This window comes from Simiduia agarivorans SA1 = DSM 21679 (assembly GCF_000305785.2).
Taxonomy (GTDB): Bacteria; Pseudomonadota; Gammaproteobacteria; order Pseudomonadales; family Cellvibrionaceae; genus Simiduia; species Simiduia agarivorans.
The window spans coordinates 2,539,484-2,555,926 of sequence record NC_018868.3; the positions used below are offsets into that span (position 1 = coordinate 2,539,484).

Annotated in this window: 12 protein-coding genes; 8 read left to right on the forward strand and 4 right to left on the reverse strand. The window is 55.2% G+C overall.

Features of this window, described 5'->3' with window-relative positions; all coding sequences use genetic code 11:
• Positions 1-40 precede the first annotated feature (40 nt).
• Both ubiD and M5M_RS11250 read left to right on the forward strand, forming a co-directional pair.
• Positions 41-1,519 (forward strand): 4-hydroxy-3-polyprenylbenzoate decarboxylase, encoded by a 1,479-nt coding sequence (gene ubiD / locus M5M_RS11245; protein ID WP_015047618.1) that lies wholly within the window; start codon positions 41-43, stop codon positions 1,517-1,519.
• The gene (locus M5M_RS11250; protein WP_015047619.1) at positions 1,516-3,708 is read left to right on the forward strand and encodes a patatin-like phospholipase family protein; all 2,193 of its coding nucleotides are present in this window, start codon (positions 1,516-1,518) and stop codon (positions 3,706-3,708) included. Before ubiD ends, M5M_RS11250 begins: the two co-directional genes overlap by 4 nt.
• Here the strand turns inward: M5M_RS11250 and M5M_RS11255 are convergent.
• Positions 3,672-5,120: a high affinity choline transporter 1 gene (locus tag M5M_RS11255; protein WP_015047620.1), complete on the reverse strand. Its 1,449-nt coding sequence runs from the start codon at positions 5,118-5,120 to the stop codon at positions 3,672-3,674. The two genes, M5M_RS11250 and M5M_RS11255, sit on opposite strands and share 37 nt — an antisense overlap.
• Before the next feature lie 295 nt (positions 5,121-5,415).
• On the opposite strand from M5M_RS11255, the gene M5M_RS19555 reads away from it, so the two are divergent.
• A complete protein-coding gene (locus tag M5M_RS19555) occupies positions 5,416-6,633 on the forward strand; it encodes a TonB family protein (protein WP_015047621.1) in 1,218 nt (405 codons plus the stop codon).
• 45 nt (positions 6,634-6,678) lie between these two features.
• On the opposite strand, the gene M5M_RS11265 is transcribed toward M5M_RS19555, so the two are convergent.
• Positions 6,679-7,737, reverse strand: coding sequence for a calcium/sodium antiporter (locus M5M_RS11265; RefSeq protein WP_015047622.1), 1,059 nt, complete (start codon positions 7,735-7,737; stop codon positions 6,679-6,681).
• Between the two features lie 155 nt (positions 7,738-7,892).
• Between M5M_RS11265 and M5M_RS19560 the strand changes: the two genes are divergently transcribed.
• Positions 7,893-9,314: a rhomboid family intramembrane serine protease gene (locus tag M5M_RS19560; RefSeq protein WP_015047623.1), complete on the forward strand. Its 1,422-nt coding sequence runs from the start codon at positions 7,893-7,895 to the stop codon at positions 9,312-9,314.
• Positions 9,311-10,810: a DUF4013 domain-containing protein gene (locus M5M_RS11275; protein WP_015047624.1), complete on the forward strand. Its 1,500-nt coding sequence runs from the start codon at positions 9,311-9,313 to the stop codon at positions 10,808-10,810. Before M5M_RS19560 ends, M5M_RS11275 begins: the two co-directional genes overlap by 4 nt.
• Positions 10,811-10,814: 4 nt before the next feature.
• On the opposite strand, the gene M5M_RS11280 is transcribed toward M5M_RS11275, so the two are convergent.
• Both M5M_RS11280 and M5M_RS11285 read right to left on the reverse strand, forming a co-directional pair.
• Complete coding sequence (locus M5M_RS11280) at positions 10,815-11,129, reverse strand: DUF4156 domain-containing protein (protein ID WP_015047625.1); 315 nt, start codon at positions 11,127-11,129, stop codon at positions 10,815-10,817.
• An 81-nt stretch (positions 11,130-11,210) separates the two neighbouring features.
• Positions 11,211-12,704: an aldehyde dehydrogenase gene (locus M5M_RS11285; protein ID WP_015047626.1), complete on the reverse strand. Its 1,494-nt coding sequence runs from the start codon at positions 12,702-12,704 to the stop codon at positions 11,211-11,213.
• A 460-nt stretch (positions 12,705-13,164) separates the two neighbouring features.
• Between M5M_RS11285 and M5M_RS11295 the strand changes: the two genes are divergently transcribed.
• From M5M_RS11295 to M5M_RS11305, 3 genes are read left to right on the forward strand one after another with little or no spacing between them, the layout of a single operon-like run.
• Complete coding sequence (locus M5M_RS11295; RefSeq protein ID WP_015047628.1) at positions 13,165-14,322, forward strand: Re/Si-specific NAD(P)(+) transhydrogenase subunit alpha; 1,158 nt, start codon at positions 13,165-13,167, stop codon at positions 14,320-14,322.
• 16 nt (positions 14,323-14,338) lie between these two features.
• Complete coding sequence (locus M5M_RS11300) at positions 14,339-14,647, forward strand: NAD(P) transhydrogenase subunit alpha part 2 (RefSeq protein ID WP_015047629.1); 309 nt, start codon at positions 14,339-14,341, stop codon at positions 14,645-14,647.
• Positions 14,644-16,011: an NAD(P)(+) transhydrogenase (Re/Si-specific) subunit beta gene (locus M5M_RS11305; RefSeq protein ID WP_015047630.1), complete on the forward strand. Its 1,368-nt coding sequence runs from the start codon at positions 14,644-14,646 to the stop codon at positions 16,009-16,011. The genes M5M_RS11300 and M5M_RS11305 overlap by 4 nt, the downstream gene beginning before the upstream one ends.
• The last annotated feature ends 432 nt before the right edge of the window (positions 16,012-16,443 follow it).

A 16,443-nucleotide genomic window follows, 5' to 3' on the forward strand; every position in this document is an offset into this window, starting at 1 on the left:
CGGCTATGGTAAGGTAGCGCCCAGCAACAGGTGACTACCCATGAAATATTCCGACCTCAGAGACTTCATCGCGCAACTGGAAAAACAAGGCCAGCTGCAACGCATTTCCCATCCGGTCGACCCCAATCTGGAAATGACCGAAATCTGCGACCGGACACTGCGCGCTGGCGGTCCCGCACTGCTGTTTGAGAATCCCGTGGGCTTTGATATGCCCGTGCTGGCCAACCTGTTTGGCACGCCCGATCGCGTCGCCATGGGCATGGGACAGTCCGATGTCAGCGCCCTGCGGGACGTTGGAAAAATGCTCGCATTCCTGAAAGAACCCGAGCCACCACAGGGCTTTAAAGACGCCTGGGAAAAACTGCCGGTGTTCAAACAGGTTTTAAATATGCAGCCCAAGGAAGTCAGTCGGGCGGCCTGGCAGCAGCAGGTTGACACGGGCGATCAGGTCGACCTGTACCGATTGCCGATCCAGACCTGTTGGCCCGGGGACGCAGCGCCGCTGATAACCTGGCCTCTGGTAATCACCCGGGGACCGCACAAGCCGAGGCAAAACCTCGGCATCTACCGGATGCAATTGATCGGCAAAAATAAATTGATCATGCGTTGGTTGTCTCATCGCGGCGGCGCCTTGGATTTCCGCGAGTGGTGCCAACAGAACCCGGGACAGCGCTTCCCGGTGGCGGTCGCGCTTGGCGCCGACCCGGCTACCATTCTCGGTGCAGTCACGCCCGTACCCGACACCTTATCGGAATACGGGTTTGCTGGACTCTTGCGCGGAGAAAAAACCCAGGTAGTCAAAGCCCAGGATTCCGACCTGCAGATTCCCGCCAGCGCGGAAATCGTTTTAGAGGGCTATATCGAACCGGGCGAAATGGCCGACGAAGGACCCTACGGCGATCACACCGGCTACTACAATGAAGTAGACCGGTTTCCCGTGTTCACCGTCACCCGTTTGTGCCGCCGCTTCGACGCCATTTACCACTCCACCTATACCGGCAGACCACCGGATGAGCCGGCCGTGTTAGGTGAAGCGCTGAACGAAGTGTTCGTGCCCATTCTGCAAAAACAGTTTCCCGAAATTGTCGATTTCTATTTGCCACCGGAGGGTTGTTCTTACCGGCTGGCGGTGGTGACTATCAAGAAACAATACCCGGGGCATGCCAAGCGGGTGATGATGGCGGTCTGGTCTTTCCTGCGTCAGTTCATGTACACCAAGTTTGTGATTGTCACCGATGACGATGTCAATGCACGCGATTGGCACGATGTGATCTGGGCCATCACCACACGCATGGACCCGGCGCGGGACACGGTGCTGGTGGAAAATACACCCATCGATTATCTGGATTTTGCATCACCTGTGTCGGGACTCGGCTCAAAAATGGGCCTGGACGCCACCAATAAATGGCCGGGCGAAACCGACCGGGAATGGGGCCAACCCATCGAAAAAGACCCGGCAGTGGTCGCCCGCGTGGATGCAATGTGGGAACAACTCGGAATAACACTGAAGTCGAAATGAAATTGCGCGCATTGGCTTTGGCCCTACTGATCAGCTGTAGCCCGTTAACCTATGGCCTCGATAAAGACGGCAACCGGATCGGCTTGGTTCTGAGTGGCGGCGCAGCGCGCGGCCTGTCCCATATCGGCGTCATCAAAGCGCTCGAACAGCAAGGCATACAGGTAGACGCAGTGGCCGGCACCAGTATGGGGGCAATTGTCGGCGCCATGTATGCCAGTGGTTATTCAGTTAACCAATTGGAGTCCATCGCCACCAGTCTCGATTGGAACTATGCCCTGGCCGACTTTCCACCCCGGCGCGATCTCACCTTCCGGCGCAAAGAAGAGGAACGCAGACACCTGCTGAAAACCAAAATACGGATTACCGGCAACGAAGTTTCACTGCCCAAGGGCGTACTGGACGGGCAGAATCTGGGGCTGGTTCTGCAAGACATTTTTCAGCACACCAACAGCATATCCCAATTCGATCAGCTGCCGATTCCGTTCCGCGCGGTCGCCACCAACCTGGAAACCGGTGAGGCGGTCGTCTTGCACGATGGCAGTCTGCCCGCCGCCGTGCGCGCGAGCATGTCGATTCCCGGATTACTGGCCCCGGTTCAACACAATAAGATGTTGTTGGCCGATGGCGGCATGGCCAATAACATGCCCGTGGATGTGGCACGCGCCATGGGCGTAGACCGCGTGATCGCCGTGAATATCGGGTCACCTTTGCTTAAACGCGAAAATATCGATTCAATTTTTGCCGTGTCAGAACAGGTCACCACCTTTCTGACCATTAAGAGCACAGAGTACCAGAAAGCCAGCTTGCTACCCCAGGATTTGCTGTTGGAACCGGTACTCGAGGGTATTGGCTCGGTGGATTTCGACGCGGCAGCGGATGCAATCGAGCAAGGTTACCAAGCGACCATGGCGCAAGCCACTGCACTGGCCTCTTTCCAATCCGCCGGCGCGCAAGCACAAGCTGAACTTACGACTCACAAAGACCCGATTATCTCAGCTATCAGCCTTCAAAATAATTCCTATTTACACGATGAAGCGATTCTGTCCTTCATCCGGCAACCCAAGGGCGAGCCATTCAACCAGGCCTTGTTGATTCACAACATCAACACCCTGTATGGCTTGGATTATTTTGTCAGCGTTAATTACGAACTACATGACGCCGCCAACGGTACCAAACGGTTGCATATTTTGGTCAATGGCGACACCCGCCACATGAGTTTCGTTCGCCTGGGATTCAGCACCAGCGATGACCTCAGAGGCAATAATTACTACAACCTGGCCGCCAGTTTTAATAAAGCCGGCATTACCCAGTACGGTGCCGAATGGTATACACAACTGCAGCTGGGCAATAACGCTTTGTTGAGCTCCGAGTTTTTTCTGCCACTTGGCTACGAAACACCCCTGTATATCAAGCCGGTGTTGTCCTACACCGCGCGCGACATTCCGATTTATGACGAAGCGTTGAAAACCGAACGCCTGATCGTGCGCGACCGCAAATCCAGTGCCGGCATTGAAGGCGGATTTATGTTCAGCCAATACACCGACATATCATTGGGTGTGCATGTGGCCGATGGCCGACTCAACGTAAAAACCGGCGAAGCGCTCATCGATGAGCTCGGATACGATCAAGGTTATCTGGAAGCGTCTTTCCGCCTGGACAGTGAAGACCATGTGTACTTTCCAACACAAGGCGCCCGCACAGAACTCAACTACCGCAGTTATGAAAAATCACTGGGCTCGGATGAAAATTACTACGAAGCCGATGCATTACTGTCTTATGCCCACAGCCTGGACCGAAACACCTGGGTTTTCCGTGCACAGGCGGCGCGCACCAATGGCGAAAACGTGGTGCCGTCCAGCCGTTTTCTGTTAGGCGGACTGGGCCACCTCTCCGGCATGCCCGAAGGCAGCCTGGTGACCCAGAATAACGATTTACTGAGTTTGCGTTACACGCGGCTGCTGAATGACCCTTTACTGGTATTCAATACCCGTTATTACTTTCTCGCTACGCTTGAATACGGGCGCGCGTGGAACCGGGGCTTGAGCGACCTGCCGTTCGACTCTGGCTATCTCACGGCAGGCAGCCTGGGCGTGGGGATGGACTCACCCCTGGGGCCAATCATTTTTGCCTATGGCCGCAACAGTGCAGACCGTCACTCGGTGTATTTATCTATCGGCCGGGCACTCTGATCGGCCGGGCGCCATAAACTGCCGACAACCAAACAGGCTGTCGCGACAAGAAAGCCGACAAAATGCGGTGGCAACACCGCATCAGTGGCAACCCACTCCAGAATCAACCAGGTCGGCACGCCCAATATCAACCCAAGCCCCACGCCGAAGGTGGATGTCTTTTTCCAATAGAGACCAAACAGTAATGGCGACAGCGCCATCACCATGGTGACTTTGTAGGCGTTTTCCACCATATGGTGAATGGACGTTTCTTCGCTTTGTGAATACAGCGCGTAGACACACACCAGGCTGGCGAACACCACCACCACCACCCGGTTCATCCACAAAAACTGGTGATCCGACAAGGCATTGTCCGGTAAAAATTCTTTAATGACGTTTTCCGACAAGGTAACCGACGGCGCCAACAGCGTACCCGACGCCGTACTCATGATGACTGACATAAGCGCACCATAAAAAATAACCTGCGCATACAGCGGCATGTGCTCAATAATCAGCGTGGGCAGAATTTCCTGCGGATCACCGGCCAATTTTTCGGAGGCCATGGCCGGATCGATAATGAACGCTGAGTAGGCCAGAAAGATCGGTACGAAAGCAAAAATAAAGTAGGCCACGGCACCAATCACTGTTCCCCAAACGGCGATCTGTTCGTTTTTGGCGGAATTGGCGCGTTGGAAAATGTCCTGCTGGGGCGTCGAGCCAAACGCGATAGTGATCATGCCGGCCGAAAAGGTCACTATCGCCTCCCACTCCAAGGGCGGCCAGAATTCAAATTTATTCGCGGCGCGCGCATGGTCAATGACAGGCTGAACACCGCCAGTCATGTCCGTCGCCAAACCGGTTATCCACAACAGCCCCAAAACGATAATGACCATCTGGAAAGAGGTGGTGACGGCAACCGACCACATGCCACCAAACAATGTGTATAAGGTGACAATCAGGGTGCCGATGATAATGCCCATCTGCACCGTTACCTCGCCGCCGGTCAGCACTGAAAAAACGATCCCCAATGCCACCACCTGGGCTGACACCCAGCCCAGATAAGAGGCAGCAATCGCCAGACTCACCGACACCTCAATGGGCCGGTTGTAGCGCTGTTTGTAATAGTCGCCCAGCGTAAGAAGGTGCATGCGATAGAGGGGGCGAGCGAACAATAAGCCGAAAACAATCAGCGCGATGGACATGCCAAAGGGATCAGACGCCAAACCACCCAGGTTGTCCGCGGCAAAGGTGGCCGGAATGCCGAGCACGGTTTCCGCGCCGAACCAGGTGGCAAACACCATCGCGACCACCATCACCATGGGCAGGCTACGACCGGCTGAAATATAGTCCTCGGTATTCTTGACCCGCATGGAGGCCCACAGGCCCAACGCCACCGATAACACCAGATAGAGGCTGACAAAGCCGATTAACATAGTATTCCCCCCATAGTTTCGGCCAGTGTAGACCTTACGCGGCTAAATCCCAGCCCCCAATCGAGTCATTGTCAGGCCGGTAGCTGGGGTCCGCGTTACCAGAAAGCCGGCAATAATGACGCAAATACCCAAATTATACAGAGGTGCCAACTTGAACAATTAATAACCAAACAGCACAATGGCGCCCCAATTCGCGGCTCGTCCTAACCCAATAGCGCCTGCTACACTACAAGGTGCACGCATGCACCAATTTGGGCCAAAGGACAGCCCACAACCCAGACTGCAAGGCTGTTCAATGACATTGCATTACCGGACACGTACCCTTTCACTGATATCCGGCCTTGCGCTGATGTTTTTCAGTGCACTGACCCTGGCCGAATCCACGACCTATTCGGCCCTCACTCAGGCGAATCAGCCGATGTTTGCGGCCCGCCTGACCACGCCGGCGGCACCGGATGCCGGCGATTTACTCAGCCGCACACCAGCGGCCACCATGGAGTACCGGATTGTCTCTGAGCGGTTGAATAACCGGCGCTTCTTCAAACTCATCGCCGATGCCATCGCCGTCAATACCGATGCGCGTACCCTGGCCAAGAACGCCACCTACATATCCCGCTCCCGCGCCGCCGTGGCGGTAGAACTGGAGCCCGGCGATGCCATCGTGTATCGCTTTGATGGCCAGAAAACCGTTACCCTGAGCCTCAATGGCATTGAGCTGGCCAGCTACGACGCGCCCGATTTCTTCCGCATGCTGTTGTCTACCTGGATGGGCGATGTGCCCATCAGCAGCCGGTTCAAGCGTGAAATTCTGGGGCAAGAGAAGCCCGAGTCCGACGTGATCAGCTGGTTTAACAATACACTCCCGCGCGAAGGCCGGGTTGCCGCCATTGAGGCGACGCTCAAACCGGCCAGTCCTGAGCCTGTGCCCGTTGTCGCCGCGGCCGCCACCGTCGTGGCGGCAGCACCCAAGCCCGCGCCAGCCCCAAAACCCGTGGCCGCGCCCAAACCGACGCCCACTGCCGCGCCTAAAGCCACACCCAAACCAACGGTGACGCCCAAGCCTGTCGCAACGCCCACGCCCACCGCGACTCAGGTGGCCAAGGCTGCAGTCGAACCAAAACCCAAGGCGAGCCCGGAGGCCAAACCTGCGCCCGCTGCCAAAGTGGCCAAAGCAGCGCCGGTAAAAGTGCTTTCCGAGGAAGAAGAGGCGCGCCTGTTGCTCCTGCGCCAGGAATACCTGAAGACGCTGAATCGTGAAATCAACACCCACAAACACATCCCGCAGCGCGCCTTTACCCGCCGTGCCGAAGGCTCGGTGCGTCTGGCGATCAGCCTGGACAGCAATGGTAAGTTGCTGAAGGTTGAAGTGGTGGAGCCTTCCAAGCACAGCATGTTCAACGAACAGGCGTTGGAGGCCGTTGGCAACGCGCAACCCTTCCCGCCACCGCCCAGTGATCTGGAGTCAGATCCGTTCGAGTTTGAAACCACGCTGTATTACGATTTGCCTTTGTGAGTCGTGTAATGAAAAAGGGCCCTTGGGCCCTTTTTTGTTTTTGACTTAACCCACCGATTCGCCGCGCAGTTCATCGGCCGTTTTGGCTATCAACAAAAGCGTTAACGGGATACTGAGCATCTTTACCGCTTCATACACCCAGCCGCCAACCGGGCTGCCTATGGCACTCAGCACCAGGTAACAGGTGTAGGCAATATAAAGTGCCAACAGACCACCGGCTTCCACCCGTGAAATCTGGTGGCCGGTAAAGAAAACCGGCAAGCAGATCAACGCCACCATCACCATCAGGGGAATGTCGATGTGCAACATCACCTGGGGCACCGCCATGGGTTCAGGCGACACCCAGCCCGCCACACCCAACACGCCCAGCAGGTTAAAAATATTGCTGCCAATGACGTTGCCCACGGCGATGTCACGCTGGCCTTTTATCGTCGCAACCAAGGACGTCATCACCTCTGGTAACGAGGTGGCGGCGGCAACCAGCGTCAACCCGATCACCAGTTCGCTCACACCCAGCATCAGGGCGATAGCAACCGCGCCTTTTACCATCAGCTTCGAACCCACCACCAACAGGGCCAGGCCCAGTACCGCCATTAAGCCGTGGCGCCACATTGCGGTATTTTCCGCCAACGTGAAGCCCACATCATCCGGCGTCGGATTAGCGCGCGCCCGGTACACCAGGCTGACAAGATAAGCGGCCAGGCCGGCCAACAGTAGCATTCCTTCCCACCAGACCAGCGCGCCGTCAGCGGCGAACAACCAGGTCAGCAGACTGGCTCCGAGCATAATGGGCAGGTCCCATCGGATCAGTACCGAAGACACCATCAACGGTGCTACCAGGCCACACAGTCCGAGAATAAACAATACGTTGAAGATATTGCTGCCCACCACGTTGCCCAGGCCAACACTCGCCTGCCCAGCAAGGGCGGCATCGACGCTGACAGCCAGTTCCGGTGAGCTGGTGCCAAACGCCACCAGTGTCAATCCAATCAATAACGGGGGGATGCGGAAGCGGGCAGCAATATTGGCACTGCCCTGAATCAGAAATTCTGCGCCTTTCACCAACAAGAGCAGGCCAAGCACTACCCAAAGTAGATTCATCATAGTCGGGCACCTCATTGCCCGCACAGAATATAGAGCGCGCGCAAGTGACTTTAAAGTGGCTCACAAAAATAGATTTTTGCGCAGTTTTTTGGCACGTTATTTTCCCAACGAGGTATGATAGAAGTCAGGAATAACGCCGTATCAGGGACCCGGGCATGATCATCATTCCAACCGAAAAGCGCTTTGACTGGAGCCGGAAACCCTGGGTACTGGTTAGCCTGGTCTTGCTCAACGTACTGGTTTTCTTCTGGTACCAATCCGGTGACCAGGACAAACTGGAACAGGCAATGGAGACCTACGCACCCTTGCTGCCGCTGGAATGGCCCCTGTATCAAACCTACCTGGAGCAGTCCGGCGACCTGGAAACGCTGGAGCAAGCGCGCGAAGCACATGCGCTGGAACCTGAATTCAGTGCCCAGTTCATGCTGTTGGATCCCGATTTTTTCCAGCATCTGAGCACCGCGATGTTCAAGGCACAGAGCTACGATACCGCTACTCAGTGGCTGCGCGACCGTGAACAGGTGAATCAGCAAGTGGCTAAACTGAGTTGGATCCGCTGGGGCTTAATACCCAGTGAGTTAAAGGTCACACGCCTGATCAGCCACCAGTTTTTGCATGGCGATACCATGCATTTGTTGGGCAATCTGTTTTTTCTGCTGATCTGCGGGTTCGCGGTGGAAGCCGCCATTGGCCATTGGCGGTTTCTCGCCTTCTACTTAATCAGCGGTATCGCCGGCGGCTTGATGCACGCCATGTTTGAAGCGGATTCATCCATTCCCTTGGTGGGTGCATCCGGCGCCATTTCCGGCGTGATGGCCATGTACCTGGGTGTTTTCATGCTCAGGAAAATTGAATTCTTTTATTGGCTGTTTGTATTTGTCGGCTATTTCCGTGCGCCGGCATTGATTATCCTGCCACTGTACATTGGCAAAGAAATTTTCAGTTATTTATCTGATCCCGATGCAGGCGTTGCTTTCATGGCACATGCGGGCGGCTTTATCGTCGGTGCTGGCCTGAGCTTGCTCAACAACAAGTTCAGCCCGCAAACGCTCAATAACGATTATATTGAAACGCCCGACAGCGACCCGCAGGAAGATGCGGATCTGATAAAAGTGTTAAAGCACATTGAAGCCTATCAGTTTGAGCAGGCATTACGGGCCGTCAACACCGCACTCAAAACCCGGCCCGACAATTTCAGGTTGCACCAGATACGTTATAACCTTTGCAAAATCGCAGGCGGTCAACTGATGGAAAAAGCCGCTGCCGGCTTACTCGGCGCCGCACCGGAGACCAGCGCGGACATCCACACGCAGGTGCAACTTATCCGACGCACGCCCGATGCCGTCGGCTTTGTCGGTCGCGACGCTTTGATTGCACTGGTGGCGCGCCTTTGTGATGAAGGTGAAACCCAAGCCGCCGAACAAGCCTACAGGGCCGCAGAGAAACGTATTTCCGACAGCAAACAACTGATGCGCCTGGCGGTAAAACTGGCGCAAAGCTTTGCCGAGTTGGGCCAGATTCCCAAAAGCAAAGAGTATCAACAACGCGCCCATGCGCTACAGGAAGCCACCTCATGAGCCGCTGCTACTACCATCCCGCCAGCGCAGCCAAATGGGAATGCGAACACTGTTGCACGCCCTTGTGTGACAACTGCGCCGATGAAAGTGGCAGTCGCGGTGGGCCGCGCTGCTTCCAGTGCCAGGCCGAGCTGCACAACCTTGGCGCCAGTCATAGCGCAGAGCCGTTTTGGCGCAAGCTGTCCGATGCCTTCCGTTACCCGGCCAATGCGCAGGCTATCGTATTGATCGTTTTGTGCAGCGTTGGCAGTGCAATCGCCGGTTACATGCCTTTCAGCCTGATAATTTATCTGCTGGCACTGGGCGCCATATTGCGTTACGCCTTTACCTGCCTCAAAACCACGGCACTGGGTAAAACCCAGCCACCGGAATGGAACGAAACCAATGGCGGCGGTTTAACGCTGGTAATGCAACTGTTTGCTATTGCACTGGTATTGGGTGTGGTGGTGTTCGCGGCCTATCATTACGTGGGCGCTGGCATGGGTGGCTTTATGGCAACCCTCTCTATCCTGGTATTTCCCGCCATCGTGATTTTGTTTGCCGACCGCGACAACCTGGTTGAAGCACTCAATCCGCTGAACATTCTGCAACTGATACTTGCGCTCGGCACATCCTACGGGGTATTGCTGGGCATGATTATGATCATGATGGCCAGCGTAGAAGTGTTGCACAGTCTGGTGGGCGAACACGTGGGTTTTATCGGCTATATTCTCCAAGGCGCCATCAGCAATTATTACCTCATTGTCACCTTTCACATCATGGGCCTGATGATTTTTCAGCATCAGGGCGATCTCGGCTACATTGCCCGCGAGGACTCGGATGTTCATCAGCGCAGCGATAAAGACCGACACCTTTCAAAAATTGATATTGCGGTAAAGCAAGGCGACTACAACAAAGCCGTTGACCTGTATGTAGAAGCCAACAGTCTGTTTCCACAGGACATACAATTTTACGAACGCTGCTTTGATCTTTTGTGTGCTGCCCGTCTGAAAGTGCGGCTGGAAAAGTTTTTTCCTCACTTTATCCACCAACTGGAAAAGCACAATCAAACGCTGAAGGTCTATCCGGCACTGAAAAAAATCCGGGCCCTGTTGCCACAATACTGCCCGGAAGCACCGTCACAAAAGTTATTGCTGGCGCAGTACGCCAAGCGTCACGGCGACCCCAAGCTCGCGCTTCAGCTATTGTTGGATCTGCCCAAGAGTCACCCGCAATTTGCACAGTTAAATCTGGTCATGCGCACAATTTCTGAGGCATTTCTGGACATTGGCAAAGAATCGCAGGCACAGAAAGCGGCGGCCTTGGCCGACAAGCTGGACCAGAAATTAGCTGATGAAAAAGAACAGACCCAGGCGCCCACGCGCAAGCGCCGTGTGCCAAAGGCGTTGAAGACCGGCAATCAGAGTGAAGAATGGAATAAAGCAGAATCGGAAGACAAACTGAAGGGCGGGCAGGATGACAATGGCAACCTGCCGCCCATCGAATTCAAGCTGTGAGGAATCAGAGCCTGCAGCGGTATACGCCAAAGGTCATCGAGCCATCTTCACCAAGCTCCGATGACCGTACAATGGTATCGCCGCCCATCTTGTAGGCTTCATCTTTGGCCAGCGCCGCCAGCTCAGTAATGACTTTTTCGTCCTTGCGAACGTAGATACCCACTTTGCTGACCCCTTTGGAACTGGCATTCCCAAGGTGCTCACAATGCTGTACATCGCTGGCAGTGGCCAGTTTGATGCCCGCCGCCTCGGGTTTGGGTTCAACCCAGGTACAGGCACTCACCGCCAACACCGCCAGGGCTAAAATTGCTGATTTCATGTTGCCTCCAGGCTGTTTGAATCAGCGCCCACTTTAACCGCTTGTGGCGCCAACGCAAGGGCCGACGCCACAATTTGGCGGTTACTCGAACTCGATCCAGGTGGTTTTGAGTTCAGTGTAATCGTCGAACGCATGCATGGATTTATCCCGGCCATTGCCCGACTGTTTAAAGCCGCCAAAGGGCACGGTCATGTCGCCACCAAAGTAGTTGTTGATGCCCATGGTGCCCACACGGACCGCCTTGGCTACGCGATGTGCCACATTGATGTCCCGACTCCACACCGCACCGGCAAGACCAAAAATGGAATCATTGGCGATAGCGATGGCGTCGGCCTCCGTATCGAAAGGAATCACGGTCATGACCGGACCGAAAATTTCTTCCTGAGCGATGCGCATTTTATTGTGCGCGCCGGTAAAGATGGTGGGTTCGTGGAAATGGCCGCCGTCCACACACGCAACCCGTTTGCCACCAAAGGCCAGGGTCGCACCCTCGTCCAGACCAATGCGCACATACTCGGCCACGGTATTGAACTGCGCCTCATCCACCATCGGGCCCATACTGGTGGCCGGGTCCAGGGGATTACCCGGCATCCAGCCCTTGGCGTGCTCAATGACTTTGGCAATAAATGCATCGTGAATGCTGCGCTCTACCAGAAGGCGGGTACCGGCGGTGCAGGTCTGGCCACCGTTGTAAAATACCGCCGTGGCCGCCATGGCTGCCGCCTTGTCGAGGTTGGCATCAGCAAACACAATATTCGGGCTCTTGCCGCCAAGCTCCAGGAATGTGCGCTTCAGATTGGACTGGCCGGAGTACTCCATCAGGGTTTTACCCACGGGCGTTGAACCGGTAAAGGTCAGGCCTTCCACGTCCATATGGCGGGCCAAATGGCTGCCCAACGAGCCACCCGGTCCTGGCAGGACTTGCAGCACGCCATCGGGCAACCCGGCCTGCTTGGCAAGACCCGCCAGGCGAATGGCCGTCAACGGGGTGTTGGAGGCAGGTTTCAGAATCACGCTGTTGCCCGTGGCAATCGCCGGCGCCAGCTTCCAGGCAGTGGTCGAAAACGGGAAATTCCAGGGCACGATCGCCGCTACCACGCCCAAGGGCAGGCGCTGCACCAGGGCGAGAGAATCATGGGAAGTGGGCGCCACTTCATCGTAGAACTTATCAATGGCCTCGCCACTCCAGCGGATTGTGCGAGCAGCTGAAGGCACATCCACGTTCAGCGTATCGCTGATTGGCTTACCGACGTCCAGCGATTCCAGCAACGCAAGCTCTTCGGCATTGGCTTCAATGAGCTCTGCCCAGCGCACCATGACTTTTTTCCGGTCCGCAGGTGCCAGATTGGCCCAGGTACCAGCTTCAAATACGGCTTTGGCCGACGCGATAGCCCGGTCTGCATCTTCAGGACCGCAACTGGCTACATGAGCCAGGGTCGCGCCATTGGCGGGATTAATAGTGGGGCGGGTATTACCCGACGCCGCCGCTACATATTCACCATCGATAAATGCACGCGCTTCAATCTGTAAACCATCGGCCATCGCCGACCATTGCGCCAATGTCTTATTGCTCATGATAAATCCTCCAAAAACTGCCTCTATTGTAGTCAGCCAGCGCAAAGACCCAATGCCCCAAGTTGGTATCCACCAAGAGAATACTCAAGAGCAAAAAAATAATTTGCTGTGATGTTAAATGGATCCAGATCTCCGTCAAACCCGGCTGACAGCATCCCGGCAACACATAAAACTTATCTATTATCGTTATTGCTGACCTAAATCCTGTAAAAATTTTAGCCTTCCTCGGGGTTTTGAAGTCCGGATTTACCAAGTCCACTTGGCACATTCGCTCAAAATCCACGCTAATGACCCACTTTTTGTAGCATAACTACACAACAATCACCTTTATTTATCAGATCTATAGCTAGAAGTCGGCTAATAGGCTTCGTTAAGATGTGCGTCCGCTTAAATTTCGAGACCGGGCACACGGTCATAGCAAACACATTCAAAAAAGGGCGGGTGCATAGGAGGACTAATCATGCTTATCGGCATACCCCGTGAGCTGGACGCTGGCGAAACCCGCGTGCCACTACTGCCTGATGGCGTAAAAAAACTGGTGGCAGCCAACGCCACTGTCAGCATCGAATCCGGCCTGGGCCAATCGCTGCAGATCCCCGATCAGGTCTACATTGATGCGGGTGCTACGGTCGCTAGCGACCGCAAAACCCTGCTGGGTCAAAGTGATCTGGTCTTGCGCCTGCGCAAGCCCGATCTGGCAGAAGTGCCCCAGCTGAAAAAAGGTTCAATTCACATTTCGTTTCTGGACCCTTTCAACGAGCACGCACTGGTTGACGCCCTGGCGGCGCAGGGCGTAACCGCGATCAGCATGGAAATGATTCCGCGCATTACCCGCAGCCAGAAAATGGACGCCCTGTCATCCCAGGCCAACCTGGCCGGTTACGCCATGGTACTGCTGGCGGCCGAACGACTGGACCGCATTCTGCCCATGATGATGACACCGGCCGGCACCATCACTCCGGCACGGGTATTTATCATTGGCGCCGGCGTGGCGGGCCTGCAGGCCATTGCCACCGCTAAACGACTGGGCGCGCGGGTCGATGCATTCGACACCCGTCCGGTGGTAAAAGAGCAGGTGGAATCCCTGGGCGCCAAGTTCCTCGAAATCGATCTGGGCGAAACCGGCCAGACGGCTGGCGGCTACGCCAATCAGCTGACCGAAGAGCAAATCCAGAAGCAGCGCGAAGGCCAGATGGATGTGATGAAAAACGCCGATATTGTGATCACCACCGCACAGGTGTTTGGTCGCAAGGCGCCGCGCATTATCACCGCTGAAATGTTGTCGGTGATGAAGCCGGGTTCAATCGTGGTCGATATGGCGGTGGATTCCGGCGGCAATGTGGAAGGTTCACAACCGGATCAGGAAGTGGATCTCAACGGTGTGAAAGTCATTGGTTACCGCAACCTGCCCGGCCGCGTGGCCCAGAATGCCAGCCAGATGTATTCCAACAATCTGATCAATCTTATTTTTGATTATTGGAACAAGGAAACCGCCAATTTTGACCTGAAGCCCGACGAAGAAATTCTCAAAGGCTGCGTCATTACCCACGGTGGCGAATTGGTGAACCCGGTTATCAAAAATGCACGCCAGCCGGTTGAGAAATCGGCGGCGGCCTGATTAAAGGAATACGACAATGACTCCCGAATTACAGCAGATAGTGTATCTGTCTTTTATCCTCATGCTCGCCATCTTTCTGGGCTTTGAGCTGATCGCCAAGGTGCCGGCCACCTTGCACACGCCTTTGATGAGCGGTTCCAACGCCATTTCCGGTATCACTCTGGTGGGCGCCCTGGTAAGCGCCGGTGCCGAACAAACCGCCATGGCCACCTGGTTGGGCGCCGCCGCGGTAACGCTGGCCACCATTAATGTGGTGGGTGGTTACCTGGTAACCGACCGCATGCTCGCCATGTTCAAGAAGAAAAGTAGCGGAGGTGCACAATGAGCTCAGCCGTGATCATTAACTTCGCTTACATCGCCAGCGCGCTGGCATTTGTGTTCGGTCTCAAAATGCTGGGTTCGCCCGCCACGGCGCGCAAAGGCAATGCACTTTCCGCCATCGGCATGTTGCTCGCCATTGTTGTTACATTGCTGGACCAGCAAATCCTGACGTTTACCTGGATTGCAGTCGCCGTGCTGATTGGTTCGGTGATCGGTGTACTGACTGCGCGCCTGGTTGCCATGACCTCCATGCCGGAAATGGTGGCCTTGTTTAACGGCTTTGGTGGTGCCGCCAGTTTGCTGGTGGGTTGGGCTGCGCTGTTTGGCGGAGAAGCCAGCAGCTTTGTGGCCATTACCATTGTATTGTCAGTTCTGATCGGTGGCGTCACCCTGTCGGGCTCGTTAATTGCGTGGGCCAAACTGTCGGAGAAAATGCCGGGCAAGGCCATTACCTTTAAAGGTCAGGCGTTCGTCAATGGCTTGATCGTGCTGACGCTGGTATTGAATGCGATCTGGTTTGTGCAGCAGCCGGTGGGCGACTCGGTCTACCTGTATGCCGTCATTGGTGTGAGCCTGGTATTCGGCATTATGCTGGTGATCCCGATTGGTGGTGCCGACATGCCGGTAGTGATTTCTCTGTTGAATTCCTACTCGGGTCTGGCCGCCTGTGCTGCCGGCTTTGTATTGAATAACAATCTGTTGATTGTCTCCGGTGCATTAGTAGGCGCGAGCGGTATCATCCTCACCAACATCATGTGTAAGGCCATGAACCGGTCGCTCGCCAATGTATTGTTCTCTGGCTTCAAAGCGGTGAAAACCTCTACTGCCAAAGTGGAAGGCGAGATCAAACCAATCAACTGTGAAGATGCCTACCTGGTTCTGGAAGCCGCTTCCAATGTGGTATTCGTACCCGGTTACGGTATGGCGGTATCCCAGGCGCAGCACGTCGTGCGCGAGCTGGCTGATCACCTGGAAAATAACGGTTGCCAGGTGCGCTACGCCATTCACCCGGTGGCCGGCCGCATGCCGGGTCACATGAACGTGCTGTTGGCAGAAGCGAGTGTACCCTACGATCAGTTGGTGGAAATGGATGCGATTAACCCGCAAATGGATCAGGTGGACGTGGCCATTGTCATTGGTGCCAACGACACGGTGAACCCGGCAGCCACCGAAGATCAGGGCAGCCCGATCTATGGCATGCCAGTTATCCAGGTCGCCAACGCGCGCACCGTTTTCGTACTCAAGCGCGGTATGAATGCCGGTTATTCCGGCGTGGAAAACCCGCTGTTTTACAAAGACAATGTGCGCATGCTGTTTGGTGATGCCAAGCACAGCGTGCAGACCATTGCGGGTGAGTTTGCGGCGTAATGCGACGTAAAAGCTAGTTTGATGAGCCCTCAGATTTGAGGGCTTTTTTTATCCAGCGCTAGCTCAGCGAAGTTTTCACAATGAGATAGAGCGTTAAAATATTTCCGCGAAACTGGTAGTAGCTTTACCTCTCTGCCAAAGGGGCCTACAAGGGAGGCTCTTCGCCGCTCAACGATACGTCCTGTATCGATTCGCTCACACCCCATCCCTGGGGTTTGCGAAGTGCCCCCCTTGCAGTCCCCTGCGAGCAATGTCGAGTATTCCGCGGAAATCTCTTGCACCCAACCACGTGCTAAAAGCTAAGGTTGAAGATAGCGAAAGAGGCTGAACTGTCAAAATCCTCAATAATCTTGGTTTGGCGATTCGTTTAGGTCATTTGCAAGCCACAGGGATGTGGCGCGAGCGAATCGATACAGGACGTATCGTTGAGCG